16 protein-coding genes and 1 riboswitch are annotated in these 20,756 nt (G+C 61.1%); of the genes, 6 read left to right on the forward strand and 10 right to left on the reverse strand.

The genetic code is table 11. The annotated features are described in order from the left end of the window. The 3 genes from Q0G85_RS08105 to metK form a co-directional block, all read right to left on the reverse strand. Positions 1 to 1,048: RNA polymerase sigma factor (locus Q0G85_RS08105; RefSeq protein WP_297156524.1), on the reverse strand; the 1,048-nt coding region annotated here is incomplete at its 3' end. 174 nt (positions 1,049 to 1,222) lie between these two features. Next, entirely contained in the window at positions 1,223 to 3,802 is a 2,580-nt protein-coding gene (gene priA / locus Q0G85_RS08110) for a primosomal protein N' (protein WP_297156494.1), read from the reverse strand. Between the two features lie 139 nt (positions 3,803 to 3,941). After that, a complete protein-coding gene (gene metK / locus Q0G85_RS08115) occupies positions 3,942 to 5,207 on the reverse strand; it encodes a methionine adenosyltransferase (RefSeq protein ID WP_297156496.1) in 1,266 nt (421 codons plus the stop codon). 9 nt (positions 5,208 to 5,216) lie between these two features. Further along, positions 5,217 to 5,308, reverse strand: a riboswitch (SAM riboswitch). A gap of 543 nt (positions 5,309 to 5,851) precedes the next feature. Between metK and Q0G85_RS08120 the strand changes: the two genes are divergently transcribed. The 5 genes from Q0G85_RS08120 to Q0G85_RS08140 all read left to right on the forward strand — a co-directional run bounded on the left by Q0G85_RS08120 (position 5,852) and on the right by Q0G85_RS08140 (position 11,480). After that, positions 5,852 to 7,219, forward strand: coding sequence for a circularly permuted type 2 ATP-grasp protein (locus tag Q0G85_RS08120; protein ID WP_297156498.1), 1,368 nt, complete (start codon positions 5,852 to 5,854; stop codon positions 7,217 to 7,219). Positions 7,220 to 7,231: 12 nt separating this feature from the next. Further along, positions 7,232 to 8,143, forward strand: coding sequence for a DUF1461 domain-containing protein (locus Q0G85_RS08125; protein WP_297156500.1), 912 nt, complete (start codon positions 7,232 to 7,234; stop codon positions 8,141 to 8,143). Between the two features lie 251 nt (positions 8,144 to 8,394). Continuing rightward, complete coding sequence (gene gltX, locus Q0G85_RS08130) at positions 8,395 to 9,942, forward strand: glutamate--tRNA ligase (protein WP_297156502.1); 1,548 nt, start codon at positions 8,395 to 8,397, stop codon at positions 9,940 to 9,942. Continuing rightward, positions 9,929 to 11,059, forward strand: coding sequence for a 4Fe-4S dicluster domain-containing protein (locus Q0G85_RS08135; RefSeq protein WP_297156504.1), 1,131 nt, complete (start codon positions 9,929 to 9,931; stop codon positions 11,057 to 11,059). The genes gltX and Q0G85_RS08135 overlap by 14 nt, the downstream gene beginning before the upstream one ends. Positions 11,060 to 11,078: 19 nt before the next feature. Continuing rightward, positions 11,079 to 11,480 carry a PaaI family thioesterase gene (locus Q0G85_RS08140; protein WP_297156506.1) on the forward strand — a complete coding sequence of 134 codons (402 nt, stop codon included), beginning with the start codon at positions 11,079 to 11,081 and terminating at the stop codon, positions 11,478 to 11,480. A 35-nt stretch (positions 11,481 to 11,515) separates the two neighbouring features. On the opposite strand, the gene Q0G85_RS08145 is transcribed toward Q0G85_RS08140, so the two are convergent. Both Q0G85_RS08145 and mfd read right to left on the reverse strand, forming a co-directional pair. After that, the gene (locus Q0G85_RS08145; RefSeq protein ID WP_297156507.1) at positions 11,516 to 12,562 is read right to left on the reverse strand and encodes a DMT family transporter; all 1,047 of its coding nucleotides are present in this window, start codon (positions 12,560 to 12,562) and stop codon (positions 11,516 to 11,518) included. Continuing rightward, positions 12,543 to 16,103, reverse strand: a complete 3,561-nt coding sequence (gene mfd, locus Q0G85_RS08150; protein WP_297156509.1) for a transcription-repair coupling factor — start codon at positions 16,101 to 16,103, stop codon at positions 12,543 to 12,545. The genes Q0G85_RS08145 and mfd overlap by 20 nt, the downstream gene beginning before the upstream one ends. Positions 16,104 to 16,390: 287 nt before the next feature. On the opposite strand from mfd, the gene nth reads away from it, so the two are divergent. Continuing rightward, positions 16,391 to 17,053, forward strand: coding sequence for an endonuclease III (gene nth / locus Q0G85_RS08155; protein WP_297156511.1), 663 nt, complete (start codon positions 16,391 to 16,393; stop codon positions 17,051 to 17,053). Positions 17,054 to 17,204: 151 nt separating this feature from the next. Here the strand turns inward: nth and Q0G85_RS08160 are convergent, their stop codons facing one another. From Q0G85_RS08160 to Q0G85_RS08180, 5 genes are all read right to left on the reverse strand, one after another. Next, positions 17,205 to 17,897: a TIGR04283 family arsenosugar biosynthesis glycosyltransferase gene (locus Q0G85_RS08160; protein WP_297156513.1), complete on the reverse strand. Its 693-nt coding sequence runs from the start codon at positions 17,895 to 17,897 to the stop codon at positions 17,205 to 17,207. 113 nt (positions 17,898 to 18,010) lie between these two features. Further along, positions 18,011 to 18,832 (reverse strand): hypothetical protein, encoded by an 822-nt coding sequence (locus tag Q0G85_RS08165; RefSeq protein ID WP_297156515.1) that lies wholly within the window; start codon positions 18,830 to 18,832, stop codon positions 18,011 to 18,013. Further along, positions 18,829 to 19,503 (reverse strand): TVP38/TMEM64 family protein, encoded by a 675-nt coding sequence (locus Q0G85_RS08170; protein WP_297156517.1) that lies wholly within the window; start codon positions 19,501 to 19,503, stop codon positions 18,829 to 18,831. Before Q0G85_RS08170 ends, Q0G85_RS08165 begins: the two co-directional genes overlap by 4 nt. Positions 19,504 to 19,583: 80 nt before the next feature. After that, positions 19,584 to 20,339, reverse strand: coding sequence for a TVP38/TMEM64 family protein (locus Q0G85_RS08175; protein ID WP_297156519.1), 756 nt, complete (start codon positions 20,337 to 20,339; stop codon positions 19,584 to 19,586). A 60-nt stretch (positions 20,340 to 20,399) separates the two neighbouring features. Then, on the reverse strand, positions 20,400 to 20,756 hold a 357-nt coding region (locus Q0G85_RS08180; protein ID WP_297156522.1), incomplete at its 5' end, for a rhodanese-like domain-containing protein.

The raw sequence follows: 20,756 nt of genomic DNA on the forward strand, positions 1-20,756 counted from the left end.
GAGGATGGCCGTCCTCCAGGCCGAAACGCAGGCTGATGACCTTGCGCTCGCGCTCGGCAAGCCCGTCGAGCACCTTGCCCAGCTGCTCTTGGAGCATGCTGAAGCTCGCTGCATCAGGCGGCACCACGGCGGCGTCGTCCTCGATGAAGTCGCCGAGCTGGGAATCCTCTTCCTCGCCAATCGGCGTCTCGAGGCTCACCGGCTCCTGCGAGATCTTCTGGATCTCGCGCACTCGCTCCTCAGGCAACCCCATCACGTCGCCGATTTCCTTCGGAGTTGGTTCGCGACCAAGCTCCTGGAGAAGCTGACGCTGGATGCGCACGAGCTTGTTGATCGTCTCGACCATGTGCACGGGAATGCGGATCGTACGCGCCTGGTCGGCGATGGCGCGCGTGATGGCCTGGCGGATCCACCAGGTCGCGTACGTGGAGAACTTGAAGCCCTTGCGGTAGTCGAACTTCTCGACCGCGCGGATGAGGCCCAGGTTGCCTTCCTGGATAAGGTCGAGGAAGAGCATGCCGCGGCCCACGTAGCGCTTCGCGATGGAGACGACAAGACGCAGGTTCGCCTCGATGAGCTGCTGCTTCGCGTCGAAACCAACCTCTTCGATACGCGTGAGGCGACGAAGCTCGCGTCGCTCGAGCTCGATTTCGCCAGCATCGGCCTTTTCGAGCTGTTCGCCTGCGGCAACGCCAGCTTCGATTTTCATCGCAAGGTCGATTTCCTCCGCCGCGGTAAGCAGCGGAACCTTGCCGATCTCTTTCAGGTACATGCGCACCGGGTCGCCCGTGAGCATGGTGACCCCACCATCGTTGGCACGCTTGCGCGCAGCACGACGCTTCCCGCGCGCCGTCGTCACCTTCGGCAGCTGCACATCAGTCGTCGCTTTGAGTTCTTCTTCGGGGATGCCCTCGAGCAGGTCTTCCTCTTCGTCGATGCCAGCTTCGATCTTGTCTTCATCGAGCGTGGTCTCAGACGCATCGGAAACCTCGTTTACGAGAGGTTCGCCTTCTTCGAGATCCTCATCGAGCTCGTCCTCCTCGAGAATCTCATCGGGATTGGAAAGGTCTTTCGGTTCTTCGGCAGTCTTCTTCGATAAGTTCTGGGAATCCTTTGCCACGTGATAGTCCTTTCTGGATAAGAACGCCCGGGGCTAAACCGCAACCGGGCGCAAATACACAGCGATAAAATATATCATAAATCGGGCAATCACGGCAAGATATCACAATAAATCGTTGGGATCGACGTCGACGGCAACATTGACGGCCGCCTCCGCCGTGCGGGCACGGAACAGCGGACCGACCACGCGCGCGATATCGTCCTCGGGCGGACACTTCACGACGACATGCCAGCGATAGACGCCGCGAAGCTTCGCAAGAACGCACGGGCTTGCCGGAAGAACGGACCACCCATCCCCACCGTAATCGCGCACACATGCTGTGAGCTGGTCGAACAAGCTTTCTGCCGTCGTGCGAACAGCGGGTTCGTCCTTTCCCCAAACGAGCACGTTCGCCATGCGCACAAACGGCGGGTAAAGGAGAATCCGACGTTTCGGAAGCTCGGCGCGCAGGAATCGCTCACGATCGTAGGCGGCAGCCGCGCGAATGGCCACATTATCGGCCTCGTAGGTTTGCACGAGAACGCGGCCTGGCAAATCCGCACGCCCCGCACGCCCCGCCACCTGTTCGATCAGGGAAAACGTGCGCTCCGCCGCCCGATAATCGGGAAGATGGAGCTGCGTGTCGGCATTGATGACGCCGACGAGCGTCACATCCTCGAAGTCGAGCCCCTTTGCGATCATCTGCGTGCCCAAAAGCACGGCAGCGTCGGCAGCGGCGAACTGCTCGAGCAGACGCTCGTGAGCCCCCTTGCCGCTAGTGGTGTCGGCGTCCATGCGTATGATGGGGACATCGGGCCCCACACCCGGCATCCCGTCGAGCAGCGCGCGCAGCTCGGCCTCGACGCGCTGAGTTCCCGCACCGAACTTCTTCAGGTAAGGACTCCCGCATTCGGGACACACGGCAGGCGCCATTACCGTGTGGCCGCAGTGGTGGCATACGAGCATGCGGCCTCGTTCGTGATAGGTGAGCGAGGTGTCGCACGAAGGGCAGGTGGGCACGAACCCGCAGTCGCGGCACAGAAGGAATTTCGCGAAACCGCGCTGGTTCAAGAGCAGCACCGCCTTGCGACCAAGCGAAAGTTCGCTGCGAAGCCCCTCGACGAGCTTGCGCGAGAACATCGCGCGCGAGCCGCCGCGGAATTCCGCCGCCATATCGATAACCTCGACCGCGGGCAAGGGCTTGCCGTTCGCGCGATCGGGAAGGTCGACCTTTGTCCAGCGCCTCCCCTGTTCACAGGCGTAGAGCGCTTCAATCGAAGGCGTGGCAGATCCCAAGACGAGCACGCCACCCGATCGCTCGACCATCCAGCGCGCCACATCGCGCGCATCGTAGCGCGGCGCGGAATCTTGTTTGTAGGAACCTTCATGTTCCTCGTCTATCACGATGAGCCCAACGTTTTTCAAAGGCGTGAACAGGGCGCTTCTCGCTCCTACCACAACGCGGGCAGCACCGCTTCGGATGAAATCCCACTGATCGTAGCGCTCCCCTTGGCTCATGCGCGAGTGCATGACGGCGACCATGTCGCCAAAGCGGCCGCGAAAGCGCCCGACCGTTTGGGGCGTGAGCGAGATCTCGGGCACGAGAACGCACGCCGTTCGCCCCTCGGAAAGCGTTTTCTCGATAGCACGCAAATAGAGCTCGGTCTTGCCCGAACCAGTGACACCATCGACGACGACCACTTCACCTTGCGCCCGCTCGAGCGCCTGGTCAATAACTGCAAGGGCGCCTTCCTGCCCCGACGTGAGCGCAGGCTTTGGTGAGGGGGTGAAGCTATCGGGCGAGATGGAATGCGCGCCGTCGGATGTTCCGGTAGGCAGGCCACTTGCCGCGCTGTCGGGAACACCGCGCATGCGACGGCGGCGCACGATGCGCACGACGCCTTTCGCTTCAAGGACGCGCAAGGTGGACGAAACCGCTCCCATCTGCGCCGCAAGCTCGGACACGCGCAGCTCGCCCGTACGAACGGCCGCCACGATAGCCTCCTGGCGAACGGCGTTCTTACGCGGTTCGAACTCGGAAAGTTCAGGTCCCGCAATAACCCACCGATCGTCCACTTCCCCGATTTTCTGCTGCTCAAGGCGCCAGCGGCCGTCGCGGCCGTGCACCATACGAGGGACGCCTCCGGGGGGTGTAAACAAACGAACGCAGGCGGAAAGCGGCGCGATATAGCGGTTCGCGAGCCATTGCCCGCACGCCGCGCCCTCTTCATCGAAGTAAGGTTTCGATAGGCCCCGAACGATCGATTTCAGCTTGCGCGGATCAAGGCCGGAAGGCCACGTTTCGTCTCCTGGGAGCCCCGCCTCGAAGACATCGATAACAAACCCCACCGCCTGGCGCCTGCCGAAGGGCACAAGCACCGCACAACCCACTTCGACGGGATATTCGCGGGCGTGGGGAGAAGCGTCGCCGCCGCCTGCGACAACGCTATCCCCTACGCTCGTGCCGCCTGCGCCGCCACTCGCTGCGAGCACGCCATCGCCAGCAACAACCGCGCTATCGCAAACTTCGGCATCCTCGGCAACACCCGCAAGGGCATCATCCCCAAACAGGCTATCAATCTGCGGAAGCGAGCAGGTTGAAGCGCACAACGATTCCTCCCCCTCGGCGGCAGGCAGGGCGTAGGTATAGGGCGCATCAAGCGCTTGCGTGGGGATATCGAGAATGACGGAGGCAAGTTTCATGCAACCCAGTATAGCGAAAGGGCTCGCGAGCGCGCACGCCGAATCGCCGCCTTCAGCAAAAACGCCGCCCTCCCGAACCTGCAAAGGCGGGAAGGCGGCGAGATGAAGGCAGTTAAGCTCCTTGCTAAATCAGCACGAACTAGGCAATGCCACACGCGGCGCGAAGCGCATCCGCGCGGTCGGTTTTTTCCCACGTGAACTCGGGAAGCTCACGGCCAAAGTGACCGTACGCCGCGGTCTTGCGATAAATCGGACGGCGCAGATCGAGGTCATCGATGATGGCGCCCGGACGCAGGTCGAACACCTCGTTTACCGCACGCTCGATATCGGCCTCGGGAACGTGCGCCGTGCCGAAGGTCTCAACCATAATGGAAACTGGCTTCGCGACGCCGATGGCATAAGCAACCTGGATCTCACAACGATCGGCCAAATCAGCAGCCACCACGTTCTTCGCAACCCAGCGTGCGGCGTAAGCGGCGGATCGGTCTACCTTCGTGCAATCCTTGCCAGAGAACGCACCGCCGCCATGACGGCCCATGCCACCGTAGGTGTCCACGATGATCTTGCGGCCCGTAAGCCCGCAGTCGCCCATCGGCCCGCCGATGACGAAACGCCCGGTCGGATTGATGTGGAACTCGGCGTCATCGGCAAGCGCTACGCCCTCATCGGCAAGCACGGGTTTGATGACCTGTTCGGTGATGTCGCGGCGCAACGTGGCGTTGCCGACATCCTCGGCATGCTGCGTGGACACGACCACCTTCTCCACGTTCACGGGAGCGCCGTCAATATAGCGCACCGAAACCTGCGTCTTGCCGTCGGGGCGCAGGTAGGGCAGCGTGCCGTCCTTGCGAACCTTGGCCAGCCGTTCGCTCATGCGCTGCGCCAGGTAGATCGGCATCGGCATGAGGGTTTTCGTCTCCTTGCAGGCATACCCGAACATCATGCCCTGATCGCCCGCGCCCACCGTCTCGTAGGCGTCTTCCGCCTCGCCGTGCTGCGCCTCGAACGACTCGTCGACGCCCTGCGCGATGTCGGGGGACTGCTCATGGATGGCATTCAAAACGCCGCAGGTCGTACCGTCGAAGCCGTACTTCGCGCGGTCGTAGCCGATCTCGCAGATGACGTTGCGCACGATGGTCGGCACGTCGACATAAGCCTGCGTGCGGATCTCGCCCGCAACGACAACCATGCCCGTCGTGGTCATGGTCTCGCAGGCGCAACGCACCTTCGACACGTCGGCGGGCTGCCCCGACGGCGAGATATATCCCTGCTTTTGAAGCTCGGTTTCCTTCTCGAGAATCGCGTCTAAGATCGCGTCGGAAATCTGATCGCAAATCTTGTCCGGGTGACCTTCCGTCACGGACTCGGACGTGAATAGATACGTAGAATGCTGCTCTTCGGCCATGAAGCTCCTCCTTCATCGTTGTCGGCCGGACCACCTTGGCACTTCGCCAGGTTGGTGTCGGGATCGCAGAGCCAACTCTCTCCCCCGACTCTTGATAAACGGATATTCGCGGGCCCAAACCAGGCACCCTCGTTTATGCATGCGGTACTCTACCACACTGTCCACTATTCTAATTGAGAACTAAAAAGAAACAATTCCCAACCATACTTGATTCGAGGAGTTTCTCCCCGCCGCCCTTCCCAATGCGTCGCGCTCGCAACATTCGAAAAAGCGAATCGTCAATCGGGCATTTTTGAGGGGTAGAACTGCCAATAATTGGCCACTATTCATCAACATTACAATGAGAAATCGAATACGAGCCGCAATAGAAAGAAGTCGGGTGAGGTTGACCTGGTCTTTTACGCTAAATAAAAGCGCCGTTCTCTGCAAGAGACCACAAAGGCGCCCTTCCAATGATGAATACCACCCAATTTCTGGCAGTATGCCATGGCAAACCCTCACAGGGGAATGCCACAGACCGCATCGCTCTCCGAAAAGCGACGGCCGCGGCCCCATCAGCATTCCATCGGCAAGCCATCGCCTTGGCGGGCGCGCGCAATGGTACACTCATCCCGACAGATTAACCCCCCTCGGAAGGAGTGGGCATGCTGAACAACAGCGCTTACACGCAGGAATACTTCGACATCATGGAAAGCTTGGACGGCGACATCAAAAGCCGCCGCGCCGCCTACGATTACATGAAGAACTCCACCGCCATCGTGCACCATCAGGTGATTTCCACCTCGTTCGTGCCGCGTCTCTACGATCGTAGCACGCGCGAGATCATGCGCACCACGGTCGAGACGACGCATCGCGTCCTTTGCAAGGTCATCGAGCACTACCTCGACGACCCCGACTACCGCACTATCTTCGACTACGACCCGCGCCTGGCCGAGCTCATCTTGGTGCCGCGCGGCTACGACGCCGTCTTGCCCTTCGCGCGCTTCGACATCTTCCTCAACGAGGAAACCGGGGAAGTCGCCTTCTGCGAGTTCAACGGCGACGGCTCGTCGGGCATGAACGAGAACCGCGAGATCACCAACTCGCTTACGCAGGCGAAGACGTTCCAGGAATTCGCACGCCGTCACAAGGTCGAACCCTGCGAGCTGTTCGATTCGTGGGTCGAGGATTTCATCGGCATCTATAACACCTACAAGGGCCGCGTCGAGAACCCCCGCTTCGCCATCTGCGATTACCTGCAAAACGGCGTGGTGGATGAGTTCTACCTGTTCGCGAAGAAGTTCGAAGAGCATGGCTACCCCTGCTGCGTCTGCGATGCGCGCGACCTCACCTTCGACGGCGAGGTGCTGCGCGATGCGCAAGGCCAGCCCATACACGCCATTTGGCGCCGCTGCGTCACCAACGACGTTCTCGAGTTCTGGGATGACTCGCAGGCGCTCATCGAGGCCGTGCGCGCGCAGAAGGTGGCGCTCATCGGCAGCTTCGCTGGGCACATCGTGCACGACAAGCAGATCTGCGAGGCGCTTTTCCACCCGAAAACGCAGGCCTTCCTCACCGATGAGGAAAACGCCTTCGTCGCACGCACCGTCCCCAAGACGCGCTACCTCGACTCCCGCGAGATCGACCTCGACGAGGTGCGCGCGAACAAGGACGCCTGGATCGTGAAGCCGACCGACGCCTACGGTGCCGCCGACGTGTACGCCGGGTGCTTCCAGACGCAGGAGAAGTGGAACGAAATCATCGACCGATTCGCGAACGGGGCCGCGGGCGCACCGTTCCTTGTGCAGCGCTACATCACGCCGTACAAGACTCACATCTTGGAACCAGACCACGACATCGAGAACCTCTCCGACGAAGAGGTCGACCGCAAGGGTGCCATGTACAACAACCTGGAAGGCCTCTACTGCTACAACGGACGATTCCAGGGCGTGTTCAGCCGCCTGGGGCCGCTGCCCACCATCTCGAAGCCCATGCGCGGCATTACCGCCGCGACCATCTGGGTCGACGAATAGAGAGGCCAGCTCATGGGTTTGGGAAACCGCATCGTGTCGGTCGTGTGCGCCGTTTGCCTCGCGATCACGTTCGTCGCTGTCGGGTTTGCCACTGTCGCCGTGCCCGACAACGCAACGACATCGCTTGCCGATGCCTACGCGGGAACGACGAACCCGAACACGCCATTTTCCCATGAGGAGCTTTGCGACATGGCGCTCGCGGGAAAGCGCTACACGTTCGACAAGAATGACCGATTCGCCCTCAACCAGGAAATATACGACATTAATGCGCAGGTGCAAGCCGACGGACGTGCGCATCGAGGCGCCCTTGACGCCGCACGCTGGGACGAGCTCGCTGCCGAAGATAAGGTAGGTGTCGGCGATAGCGCAACCACGGTTGAGACCTCATTATTCTACGGGATCGCAAGCTCGCTTGGAGGCTCCTCCCCCACAACAGGCGACCTTACCCGCTTGCGCACGTTGCAGCCGAGCGAAGAGCACGTCGACGAGCTGCTTGCCCAAGCGTCCGATATGTACGTGCTCGACCCGGAGGCGATCGAACATCTCGATGACGTCTTCAGCGTCCTGAAAACCGCCGAGCCCGTCGTCTTAGGCGTGTTCGTCGTAGCCGTGCTCACCGCCGTGGGCGTCGGCTGCGCAAGCGGAAGGAGAACGTTCGGGACGGTTCTAATCTGTGCCGGTTTGGGTACAGTCGCGCTCTTCGCCATCTTGGGTATTTGGGCCGCAATCAACTTCGAGGGCCTGTTCGCCGTGTTCCACAGCTTGCTCTTCGCACAGGGAAGCTGGGTGTTCAGCGCCGAATCACTGCTCATCACCATGTATCCCGAGCCCTTCTGGATGGGCATGGGCGCCATCTGGCTCGCCACGACCATCGCCGTGAGCGTCATCTCCGCCGTTGTCGGCTTCGCCCTCCGTCGCGCCTAACTTATACCCTGCGGCGGGTGCGCCCTGCCGCTAGGGTGTCTCGCCCTCCCACAGATGCCGCGCCTTCCACGCGCCCTGCCACGGGTGCCCTTCGTCCTCCACGCTTCGTCGCACCCCGAGCTCGCGCGAACACGCAATCGGCACCCCCGTTCACCTCGATTGTCGCATTCCCATGCAATCCCTGCATACGCGCGCGAAAGCGAGTATCATATATGGGTTGAAACGACTTCCACAAGACGAAAGAGGAATCCGTGGCTGACAAACCCGTACGCGTACGCTTCGCACCCTCGCCCACCGGGCGTTTGCACGTTGGCGGCGCGCGCACCGCAATCTATAACTGGGCGTTCGCCCGCGCGATGGGCGGCACCTTCATCCTGCGCATCGAAGACACCGACCCCGAGCGCTCGACCGAGGAAAACGTCCAGGTCATCCTGAACGCCATGAAGTGGCTCAACCTCGACTGGGACGAGGGCCCCGAAGTTGGCGGCGACGCTGGCCCCTACTTCCAGACCCAGCGCTTCGACACGTACAAGACCGCGCTCGAACGCCTGAAGGATCGCGGAGCGGTGTACCCCTGCTTCTGCACGAAGGAGCTGCTCGACAAAAAGCGCGCAAAGGCGGAAGCGGAAGAGGGCGGCTACGCAGGCTATGACCGCACATGCCGCAACATCGACCCCACCGAGGCGGCACGCCGCATCGAGGCTGGCGAGCCGCACGTTTGGCGTTTGAAGGTTCCTGAGGACCACGGCCCCATTGAGTTCGACGACGCCGTATACGGGCACGTTTCCTTCCCCGCCGAGGTGATGGACGACATGATCGTCGTGCGCACCGACGGCACGCCCACGTACAACTTCGCGGTCGTGTGCGACGACGCGAATATGGGAATCACGCATGTTATCCGCGGCGACGACCATCTGTCGAACACCCCACGCCAGATTCTCATCTACGAGGCATTGGGCTATGAGGTGCCTACCTTTGCGCACCTGTCGATGATTTTAGGCCCCGACGGGAAGAAGCTCTCCAAGCGCCATGGCGCAGCAAGCGTCGAGGAGTTCCGCGACCGCGGCTTCTTGCCTGACGCGATGGTGAACTTCCTGGCCCTTCTCGGTTGGTCGCTCGACGGAGAAACGACGCTCATCAGCCGCGACGTGCTGTGCAGCGAATTCTCGCTCGACCGCATCACCAAGAAAGACGCCGTCTTCGACGAGACGAAGCTCGAGTGGATGAACGGGCAGTACATCAAGGGAATGAGCCCCGAGGACTGGATCGACGCGAGCGTGCCCTGGCTGGCTCGCGCCCGTGCGGGCGTTGCCGCCGACGCAGAAATCTCCGAGGAGGAAATCCGCGAGACTGCAGCAGACATCGCGAATCGACCGGAATTCTACGAGAAGCTCTACCCGCTTGTGGCCGAGCGCGAAACGCGCCTTGTCGACGCTGCCGACAAGCTCGCCTACATGTTCTGGGGCGCACGCGTCGAAGTGCTCGATGAGAAGAGCGTGACGAAGGTGCTTCTGAAGGAAGGTGCCCGTGCCGACGAGGCGCTTGCAGCATGCCGCGCCATCTTAGCCGACGAGAGCCGCACATGGGAAGCTGCCGGGCTCGAGGCTGCGTGTCGCGAGCTTGCCGAGGAAGATGCGCTCAACATGAAGCTCAAGTTCGTGTTGCAGCCGCTTCGCGTCGCCGTCTGCGGCAACATGGTATCCCCGCCGCTCTTCGAGTCGATCGAGCTTCTGCCGCGTGAGGATGTCCTTGCGCGCATCGACCAGGTCACCGCCGAGGTTTTCGGTGGCAACGAGTAGCGGTTCCACCATAGGGGCGCCTCGCGCTGGCGCCCCTTCCACCTTGCTCGTCGCCCTGGGCGCTCCGCGCAAGGTGCTTTTCTTGCGCGATTTCTGCACGCGTCCCCAGGGTTCGACCTGCATGGAGTGCATCAAGGCATGCCCTAAGGGAGCCATCGCCTTTGCAAACGCGGCCGCTGCCGTCGACGCCCACGCCTGTACCAAATGCGGGATATGCGTCGGCGTCTGCGACGGCTTTGCAATCCCTGGCGCAAGCGTCGAGGCGATCTTCTCGCACATGCGCAAGATCTCCCTCACCGGCGAGGACATCGTCTTGACGTGCTCGTATCTCCTTCCGCCCAACTTCACTCCAGCGGACAACGTGATCGTGCTCCCGTGCCTTTCAATGCTGCCGCCCGAGCTGTGGATTTGCGCGCTCGCGCTCGGCATGGACCTTGCCGTTGCCGTCGCGTTCGAAGAATGCGAGACGTGCAAGCGAACCTGCGGTCAAGGTCTCGACCGCTTCTCTTCCGCAATCGAGCAGGCTGAAGACGCTACCGAGCAATCGGTCGCGTTCACCGATGATGTTCCCGAAATGCAGGTCGCACCAACGCTCATGCAAACGCTTGGCGCCACAGAGGGGAAAGACCGCCGCGAGGCAATGCTCGATTTGAAGGAGCAGGCGGAAGAAATCGCTTCGGGCGCTTACCGTATGAAACGCAACGAGTCGCTGCGCGCCTTTCATGAGGAGCGCGAGCACAGGCTCGCCGACGAGCGCATCGGCGGAGCCGCCGGGTCACCGGAGGCGAATCCCTACGCCGAGGGCGGCATGGTGAGGTGCACCCTCTCGCCGCGACGTCGCATGCTGCTCGAAGCGGCGGACGCATCGGATGCCGTCGCCGTGCGCAAGCGAGTCGCGGCTTCAACTACTGACGCCTCGTGCTGCGATAACAATCTCGCCTGCACGAAAACATGTCCCACGGGCGCTCGCAGACCGAACCCCAAGGACGGTCACCTCGTATTCGAAACGCGGCTGTGCATCGGTTGCGGACTGTGCGTCGACTCCTGCCCGACGGGTGCCACCAGCCTACACGAAGTTTATGCCGGGGAGCTTCTTCCCCAGCCTGACGAGCAATAACATCGAGAAGAAGGTACCTTTGCTTTCGGAAAATCCCACACTTGAAGAGGTTGCGAACTATTTTGCGAACGACATGTTCGCCACGCGCGCCGCTGGATGCACCATCGTCGAAGCGAGGCGCGGACATGCGATATGCGAGATGAAGCTCACCGAAATCCACCGCAACGCAACAGGCAACGTGATGGGCGGTGCCATCTTCACGCTTGCAGACTTCGCGCTCGCCATCGCTTGCAACATCGGCGAGCCCCCGAGCGTATCGGTGAGCAACACCATCGAGTATTTCTCGGCAACGAAAGGCGAGAAGCTCATAGCCACCTGCGATGTCGACAAATCAGGCCGTCGTCTGGGGTTTTACACCGTCGATATCGCCGACGACACAGGGCGGCGCATCGCGAAGATGACCGCTACCTGCGCGCGATAACCGGGCGGGTGCGTCGCGGTGCAAATCGAAGCCTTTCACTCCAGCCTTCCCTTTTCCGTGCCGCCCGTTTGCTGCAGCAAGCCATGAATCCTACCTGTGCTAACGGGGCCACCGGGACCTTGCATTTCGGGCGATGCCGCAGCCTCTTGCGAGTTCTCCTTCCCGCCCGCTACGGATACGAGCAAGATCATCGAAACCATGAGCAGAAAGCCAACCCAATCGTAGCCGGTAAACGAAGTCCCCAGCCAAAGCGCCGCAAACACCGTAGCGCTCACTGGCTCCATAGCGCCAAGCAAGCTGCCCGTAACCGGCCCCACAAGCGCTACGCCATGCAGATACAAAGTGAAGGCTGCGAAGGTTCCCAGCACAGCGATGGCGGCAAGTACGAGCCATCCCATCGCATCGAGAGAAGGCACAGTAGCGGCATCGCCCCAGGCAGCAGGTGCTGCCCACACGAGTCCCGCACCGATGCCCCCGATGACCATGCCTACGCCCGTCGTCGGAAGCGTCCCCCATACGAACATGAGACGTTTCGGGTACATGATATAGATCGCGACGGCAAGACTGTTCGCAATCCCCCACGCAAGTCCTGCAGCGGGAAGCGACAAGCTTGAGGGGTCGCCTTGCGTGGCAATGAGGAACGTCGCCACAAGGGCGAACACGAGTCCTATAATCTCACCCGCACGAGGCGGTTTCTTCGCGAGGGCGCATACGGAAAGCATAACCCATACGGTGCCAAGCGATTGCAGTACCGTAGCAGTCCCAGCATTGGTGCAGCCGATCGAGGCGATATAGGAAAACTGGCAAGCGAAAAGCCCGAAGACGCCGAATACGATAAGCTGTCGCAGCGACACCCTATCGCGCAGCATCGCGAAAAGGCGCTCGCGTCGTGTAGCGAGCAGCAGCATCAAGAACAACGCCCCCGAGCCAAGCATGCGGGCCGCGGTGATGAAAGACGCCTCGATATCATAGTTCGCGAACAAATACTGCGAGCAGGCACCCGAAAAACCCCAGAGAGCGCCGCCTGCAAGAGCACATGCCACGCCCAAGAAGAACCGCTCCCTATTCCCCTTGCTCACCATAGAGCTCCTTTAGGAAATCAAGGACCGCCCCAAACAGCGCATCACCTTCTTCTACCTTGAAATACCTGGTGGGAAGCGTAAGCTTGCGCTTTTCGGCAAGGTAGCGGCCGCCTGCACGGCGGATTGGAACCATCTTCTCGCGCGGTACGGAAACGGGCTCGACGATAAGCTTGCCGCCCGCAACCGTAACCGTGTTCAGGCGATGCTCGTTCGCAAACGCCTTCACGCGCGCCTTCGCGAAGAGATTCCTTGACGCAGCGGGCATTTCCGGGCGCTTGGCGAGCATGTCCTGCTCGATGGCCTCGACGTCTTCCATCATGGCAGCCGATGCGATCTTGCGGTACCACAAAACGCGCTCGTCGGTGTCGGGAACGTATTCTTCCGGCAAATAAGTATGGCCCGGTAGGTTCACCGTGATGTCGGAGAGCGCGGGCGGCAGCCCGTCGGCGCTGCTCGCATCGCCCTCGCGCGTCGCGGCCACCGCCTGCTCGAGCATTTGCGCGAACAAGTCAAAGCCGACAGCGCTCATGTTGCCTGACTGCTCGGCGCCAAGCAGGCTGCCCGCACCGCGAATCTCCAAGTCGCGCATGGCGATGCGCATGCCGCTACCGAGCTCGGTGTGCTCGTCGAGCGCAGTCAGGCGCGCTTCAGCCTCCTCGGTCAGGTTCACGTTGTCGGGGAACATGAAGTAGGCGTATGCCTGCACCGACGATCGCCCAACGCGCCCCTTCAGCTGGTACATCTGCGCCAAGCCGAGGCGCTGGGAGTCCTCGATGACTAGCGTATTCGTATGCGGGTTGTCGATGCCGCTCTCGATGATGGTCGTCGCCACAAGCACATCGAGTTCGCCCGCGCTGAAGTCTTCCATCACACGCTCGAGCTCTTCACGCGACATCTGGCCATGCGCGATTCCGATGCGCGCCTCGCCCGCCGCCGCCTGCACACGCGCCACGGCGTCCTCGATCGAATGAACGCGGTTGCTCACGTAATACACCTGGCCTCCACGCGCAAGCTCTCGCCTGATCGCGCCGCTCACGACATCAGGATCCCATTCTCCCACATGCACCTCGACAGGCCTGCGCTCGCCGGGCGGCGTCAAGATCAAGCTCATATCGCGCACACCCGAAAGCGACATCTGCATGGTGCGCGGGATCGGCGTCGCCGACAGCGTCAGGACGTCGATCGACTCGCGCAGGTTCTTCATCTGCTCCTTGTGGCCCACGCCGAAGCGCTGCTCCTCGTCGATGATCACAAGCCCCAGGTCATAGGGGTTCACATCGCGCGAGAGAAGTCGATGCGTGCCGACGAGCACCGACACGCTGCCGTCGGCGAACCCCGCCAGTGCCCGCGATTGTTCAGCCGGCGTACGGAAACGCGAAAGCACCTCGACCGTCACGCCAAATGGCTCGAAGCGATCGTGGAAGTTCGAGAAATGCTGCTGCGCGAGAATGGTCGTCGGGCAGAGCACCATAACCTGCTTGCCATCCTGCGTCGCCTTGAAGGCCGCGCGCAAGGCGACTTCCGTTTTCCCGAAGCCGACATCACCGCAGATGAGACGATCCATCGGGCGCGAGCTTTGCATGTCCGCCTTCACGTCGGCAATGGCCGAAAGCTGATCGGGCGTCTCCTCGTAGGGGAACGACTCCTCCATCTCGCGCTGCGCTGCGGTGTCGGGGCTAAAGCTAAATCCCTGCGTCGCCGCACGGCGCGCGTACACATCAACCAAGTCGAACGCAAGCTTCTTGGTCGCCTTGCGTGCTTTCGCCGTTGCACGCGACCAATCCGAAGTGTTCAACCTGGTGAGGCGCGGACTCGCTCCTTCGGGCCCTACATAGCGCGTCACACGGTCGAGCTGCTCGACCGGCACGAACAGCTTGTCGCCTTCCGCATATTTCAAAAGCAGATAATCGCGCGCCGTGCCGTCGATTTCACGCCTCACGAGGTCCTCGAAGAACGCGACACCGTGAGCCGCGTGGACGACGTAGTCGCCCGGCTTGTAGGGGAACGTCACCTCCGTGATATCGGTGCGCCTGCGCGCGCGGGCCGTCGTCTGAGTGCCCTGCGTATCGGAGAGCGCCACAATCGCGAGCTTCGCCTTCGGGAAGATCATCCCCAAGGGGACGTCGATGTCGACGACATTAACGACTGACCTGCGAAGACGCCGCTTTGCAGAACCGCTCGAATCGCTTTGCGCGCCTTCTTCGGCAACATTTCCTTCCCCGCCCCACGTGGCGTCGAGAGCTTCCTGAAAGGCGATGCCGTTGTCGACAAGCGCAAGTTCGATATCGTGGCGAGCACGCGGTTCAGGAGCGCAAAGGGCCACCGTGTTGCCGCTCTCGACGAGGTTCACCAGTCGCCCGAACAGCTTGTCGGGATGCCCCGCCACCTCGACGCGCTTCACGGGAAGCTCGACATCGATCGTGCCGCCGACACGCATGATGGACACATACGTCGCGCGAACGCCCCCGCCGAAATTAAGCGCAGCCGGCGCGGCATAGAGGCCACCCACGGGAATCTTCGTCCCCTTGGCACGCGACTCGATTTCCTCGTAGGCGTGTGTCGCGTCGTCGAACAGCGAGCGCGGCTCGATGAGGCACGTCATCGTGTCGGGACCCGCCCATGCGCCGAGCGTCACCGGCTCATCGTAGAGATAAGAGAGCAGTGCGTCGGCACCCTCGAAGCGAAGCCCGCCGTCGAGTTTCTCGAGCATATCGCGCAGAACCGCGTTCGATTTGGCGGGCGCCGCAATCTTCTTGCGCGCGCGGGCGATCGCCTCCGCAGAACAGGAATACTCGCGCACCGGATAGATTTCCACGCGCGAAAGCGGCGAAATCGTCTGACCCGTCGAGGGAACGATGCGCCGGATTTCATCCACCTCGTCGCCGAAGAAATCGATGCGCACAGGATAGGTGAGATTACCAGGGAAAACGTCGATCGTGCCCCCATGCACGCCGAAGGTGCCCGGCCCATCGAGCTCGCCTGTGTTCACGTAACCGCGGCTCTCAAGCGCGCGGGCAACCTCCTCGAATGTCTCCACGCAACAGCGCTCGCGCATCGCGTTCGGTAGCGCCAAGCCGCCTTCCCGCGCCGTGTCGGCAAGCTCAACCCCCGCTTCGAACACGAGCGGAGCCGCGACAAAGCTCGCCTTCGGCGGCATGGTCCTGATAAGCGCACGGGCGCTGGCCACGACGACGCGCGGACGTCCCGAAGCGAGCGAGAAGGCGGCTTCCATGCGGCGCGCGACCTTGCAAGCATCGGGAACCTTCGGGGAGAAGGGGGTATCGGCGCGCTCAGGGAACAGCAGCACGCGGTCTTCCCCCAGGTAGGCAGCCATATTGCGAGCGAAGGCAATCGCCGCGTCCTCGCCCGCAACCACAACAAGCGTCGGACGAGGTGAGCGTGAGAACTGCGCGCTTGCAAGGAAAGGCCGCGCAGAGGAGGCAACGCCGAGCGTGGCATCCTTCCCCGCATCGAGCTTGCCCCAAAAGTCATCTAACGCGCCCGATTTCTCAAGCACGAACGTAAGCGAATCGATGAGCATGCGCGTCCTTCCCATCTGCCCGAATTGCCCCTATGTGGCCGCGAGCAGCACAAAGAGCCGCTCCGCAGCCCTTATGTGGGGTTATGCAGAAGCGGCTTTGGTTTTGTTATTGCTCCCAGCACCTAACAGGGAGTATTGCATTCGCAAGTGTATCACACCAACCCGTGGCGCCGAATGGATATCGGGACACCTCGGTTTTTGTGCCAGAATTCAGGTTCAGGCGTGCACTCATTCCCTCGAACCCCGAATGAGCCGCTATACTTTCAGCGAAGAGGAAAGGAATTGCTATGCCCCGCGAGACCATTGCCGCAAAACGCGAGCGCGCCATCGAGATTGCCCGCAAGATGAACGAGCACTACCCCAAGGCGGAATGCGCCCTGCACTACGACGGCGATCCGTTTCGGCTGGTCATCGCCGTGCTACTTTCTGCGCAAACGACCGACAAGGGCGTGAACAAGGTGACACCCGCGCTTTGGGAACGCTACCCTACCCCCGCCGATCTCGCGGCAGCCAACGTCACCGACGTTGAGGAAATCATCCGCACTATCGGCTTTTACCACACGAAGGCCGCGAATTGCGTGAAGTGCGCCCAGATGGTTGTCGCCGACTATGGCGGAGACATTCCGCGCGACATCAACGAACTGCAAAAACTGCCAGGCGTCGGGCGAAAGACCGCGAACGTCGTGCTCAACGAGGCATTCGGCATCGTTGAGGGCATCGCTGTCGACACCCACGTCTTTCGGATTGCCCACAAGCTAAAGCTCGTCGGCCCTTCGGCCGATACGCCCGCAAAAACAGAAACTGCCCTGCTCAAGCTGTATCCGCGCGACTATTGGGGGCCGATCAACCATCAATGGGTGCTCTTCGGGCGCGAAACCTGCATCGCACGACGCCCGAAATGCGAGGAGTGCTTCCTTGCCGACCTGTGCCCGAATTGCGGCACGAAATAGCGCTTGGAACAGGCCGCCTTGCAAGCGAAGCGCCTTCCCAAAGCAAAGCCTTTCAATCGCCGCATATGCAAACAGCCTGTCGGGCGTCGCTCAAGCCATGAGGCACACATCGGCACAAGACAGTTGCGCCGCGCAACTCCCGAGCAAGTTCCTAGCGAACATTCCCGTAAGCGCGAGCGAGCTCCTCAGGCGATGCACCCTTCAAATAGCGCGACCGGAGACGCGCCATGCTCACCCATGTCCGCAAGCGGTTGAGCTCTCCTTTCGGGAAACGCCTCGCTGACGTGCGAATACGGTGTCTCGTCATACCAAGCGGCTCGCCAAGGAGCTTGAGGTTCAACGCGAACTGAAAATCCTCCATAAGCGGCATGTCGGGAAACATCCCCGCCTCGAAGAATAGGTCCCTCTCGATAAACAGCCCCTGATCGCCAAAGGAGATATGGCGAAACTTCACGCGAAGATTCGACATGCCCTGGCACAACAACAGCACTGGAGTCAGCTTGTTGAAGCGGATACCGAAACTTCCAACGCGCGTGCGAGACAAAACCTCTTCGATTTCGCGAAATGCCCCCTCGGGAAGCACGCTGTCACAGTGGAGGAAGAAGAGCACGTCTCCCTTTGCGGCACGCGCGCCGGTATTGAGCGCGCCGCCACGGCCGCGCCCTTCCTGGTCGATGAGGCGATATGGAGAGCGCACCCGATTGCGCGTGCCGTCGGTGCTGCCGCCGTCGACGAATATCACTTCACAGCATTCCCCGACGAAGTCGATGCAATCCAGATGGTCTTGTAGCGAGTCGATGGTGGAGGCCTCGTTGAACACGGGGACGATTACCGAAACGCTCACGGGACTACGCTTAACCTCGACTGTTACCTGCGCGTTTGCGAGATTTCGCTCACTTTCAGCTGCGACCTGCGCGCTCATCGGGCTACGCCGACTTCCAGCTGTTACCTGCACGCTCATCGGATCGCCGCCTTTGCACGGTTGAGCACCGTCGTCGAAATTGCCGGCGTTTCCTCGACCCCCATCAGGGCTGATAACACATGGATCACCCGCACGCTTCCAGCAGGCTCGCCAGAGAACATGCGGCGAACACGCTCGAGTTTTCCCGCGCACGACGCGCAGTATACGTACACGACAGGGTCCCCCGCCCCTACGTCAGCGCATTCGCGCGCAACCGATTCCAGCACGCGCTTCGCCGCCGCAACGGAAGCCTCGGGCTGGGACAGTTCGAAGGCGGCACCACAGCAGACCGAGCAGTGCGACACGAAAACCGAGGGACCGAAGAAATACGACAGGTCGCCAAGCCATTCCCGCTTCGCGCGATCAGGACAGGGGACGAAAACCGCACCGGGCACCGTAAGCTGCGCACATTCGATAAGCCCGCGCTCGGACAAATCACGCAGGCAAGCATAAACGTTGACCTGGGGATTCGAGCGACCAAACGTACCTGAGAAGGCGGATGCGCAGTTCGGGCAAAGCGGAACGAGCTTCTGTGCCCCAATACGAGCTAGGCGACCTTCGACGCGCGCCAACTCCGCCGTAAAGGCATCGGGGCTCTTCAACCCGGCAAGCGGCAATCCGCAGCAATCAATCGCAATGCTGACATCGGGAATCGGACGAAGCGCATCCTCAAGAGCAGCAAGCGTCTTCGGGAAAAACGAGGGGAAGCCGCACCCAGGGAACACGACAGTCCCCGACTTTGCGTGACGCCAGTTCTTAAAACGGTAGTTCGTCTTCTCGAAAACGGTCAACTTTGCAGGAAGACTACCCAGCGTCATGACTTCACCTCCCTATCCTCATCATCGATAGGCACCTCGTCTTCCAGCCCGAAACGCCTTTTCAGCACAACCGCCGCACCAATGACCGCAACGCCGATTCCCACAGCGAGCGCCAGACACCACAAGCCTGATGCGCCCTGCGACACTCCCGCGCCCGCAAGCACGTACATCGCGGTGCCGGGAATCATGAACAAAAACGAAAACGCCGCATACGTCGTAACCTTCATATCGGTTACCCCGTAAGCGAAGTTCTGCAAATTGTACGGGAACAGGGGCACAAGCCGCGTGATGGCGAGCAAGACCACGGCGTTCACGCCCGTCTCCTCGAAAAGCCATCGGCGAATAGCGGCATTACGCAGCGCCCGCGGGCGCACCGCGTCGCGCAGGAAGAATCGGCCGATAAGAAACGAAAGCACAGCACCCACCGTCGCTGCCGCCACGCAAGCGATTGTCCCTAAATAGGGACCGAACAGCGCCCCCGCCGCCAACGCGAAAACCAAGCCTGGCAGCACAAGCACCGTGCATCCCATCACCGTGCAAAGAAAGTACACCGTAAGGGATAGCGCGAGATTCTCTTGCACCAGCACCTCAAGGTTCGCCCACGGTTCGAACGCCGCAAGCCCTGCTTCTCCGCCAACGAGAATACTTGCGACCACGACAAGAAGGGTCAAACAGGCGAAAACAGCCGGTTTGACCCATGTTCGAGGCGAGAAGGATTCGGTTGAAGGTTTCTCTTGATGACAGGCGAAACTCAGCACTTGCCCTCCACGGCGCTTGCGGCATCATCTGCGCACTGGCCATCGAGCTCACTCGCACAGCAAGCCGCACAACACGCATCTTCGCCACCCTCTTTACCGTGCGATACATGTTCGCGATAGAGCTGGCGCGCTAAAACGGCAAGCGCGGCAAGAGCAAAGAGGATAAACAATGCCGTGACCAGCATTTTCGCACCGCCCGTGAGCATGCCGCCCACGTACGAGTACACGATAGTCGCCGGAAGCTGCCCGATTCCCGTCGCCACCATGAAGCCCTTGAAGGACATCGAGGTCAACCCCGCAAAATAGCTCACGAAGTCGAACGACACGAAAGGCAGCAGCCGCGCGATAAGCACGCTTTGGTCACCATGCCTTTCGAAAAACCGTTCAATGGTCGCAAGGCCCGTTTTCGAGCACAGCCTCTCAACCGCTTCGCGCCCAAGCGCCCGCGCAATCCAGAAGCAGACCGCCGCACCCGCCATGGCACTCGTCCACGACAGAATCGCACCCTGCCACCACCCGAACAGATTTGCGTTCGCGAAAGTAAGAATGAAGGCAGGCAGAGGAGCCGCGACCGACTGAAAGATCATGAGGGCAAACGACACCGCAGCCGCCCACGCCCCATACGACGCCACGAAGTCGCGCATCTCCGCGAAGTCGCCGGTCGAGAAACGGCGGCACAGTTCGTTCACGAATGTGTTTACGCTCGGAAGAGCGAAATACGCCACAGCGGCCGCCAGAACGACGACCACTATGGCGATTCGCGATATCCAAGCACTACGCTTGGAAGCCATCAGCTTCTACCTAGGTACTTAGGCTTCGGTTGCGCCGGTCCAGGCCTTCATGCCACCCTCGAGGGTGAACACGTTATCCATATTCGCATCGATGACGGAAAGCACGTTGGTGCCAGCCTGGGCGTAGGTCTTGCCGGAGTAGCAGATGAGGACGAGCTTCTTATCGGCACCATTCTCGGAACCGGTCGCATCCTTGAGCGCGGCCTTCATGGTGTCAACACCATTCTGGAAGTCGCCGCCCTTGCAGGCATCCATGTCAGCTGCGATAGCGCCCTTGATGTGACCCGCCTTGTAGTCATCGGCCTTACGAAGGTCGATGAAGACGTACTCGGAATTATCGAGATTGGCCTCGGCGTCAGCCGGGGTGATGTACTT

This window comes from uncultured Ellagibacter sp., assembly GCF_934617235.1.
Taxonomy (GTDB): domain Bacteria; phylum Actinomycetota; class Coriobacteriia; order Coriobacteriales; family Eggerthellaceae; genus Ellagibacter.

Excerpts from the sequence above, each read along its gene's own strand:
- priA (WP_297156494.1), bottom strand. The coding sequence starts at position 3,802 with ATGAAACTTGCCTCCGTCATTCTCGATATCCCCACGCAAGCGCTTGAT.
- metK (WP_297156496.1), bottom strand. The coding sequence starts at position 5,207 with ATGGCCGAAGAGCAGCATTCTACGTATCTATTCACGTCCGAGTCCGTG.
- Q0G85_RS08120 (WP_297156498.1), top strand. The coding sequence starts at position 5,852 with ATGCTGAACAACAGCGCTTACACGCAGGAATACTTCGACATCATGGAA.
- Q0G85_RS08125 (WP_297156500.1), top strand. The coding sequence starts at position 7,232 with ATGGGTTTGGGAAACCGCATCGTGTCGGTCGTGTGCGCCGTTTGCCTC.
- Q0G85_RS08145 (WP_297156507.1), bottom strand. The coding sequence starts at position 12,562 with ATGGTGAGCAAGGGGAATAGGGAGCGGTTCTTCTTGGGCGTGGCATGT.
- mfd (WP_297156509.1), bottom strand. The coding sequence starts at position 16,103 with ATGCTCATCGATTCGCTTACGTTCGTGCTTGAGAAATCGGGCGCGTTA.
- nth (WP_297156511.1), top strand. The coding sequence starts at position 16,391 with ATGCCCCGCGAGACCATTGCCGCAAAACGCGAGCGCGCCATCGAGATT.
- Q0G85_RS08165 (WP_297156515.1), bottom strand. The coding sequence starts at position 18,832 with ATGACGCTGGGTAGTCTTCCTGCAAAGTTGACCGTTTTCGAGAAGACG.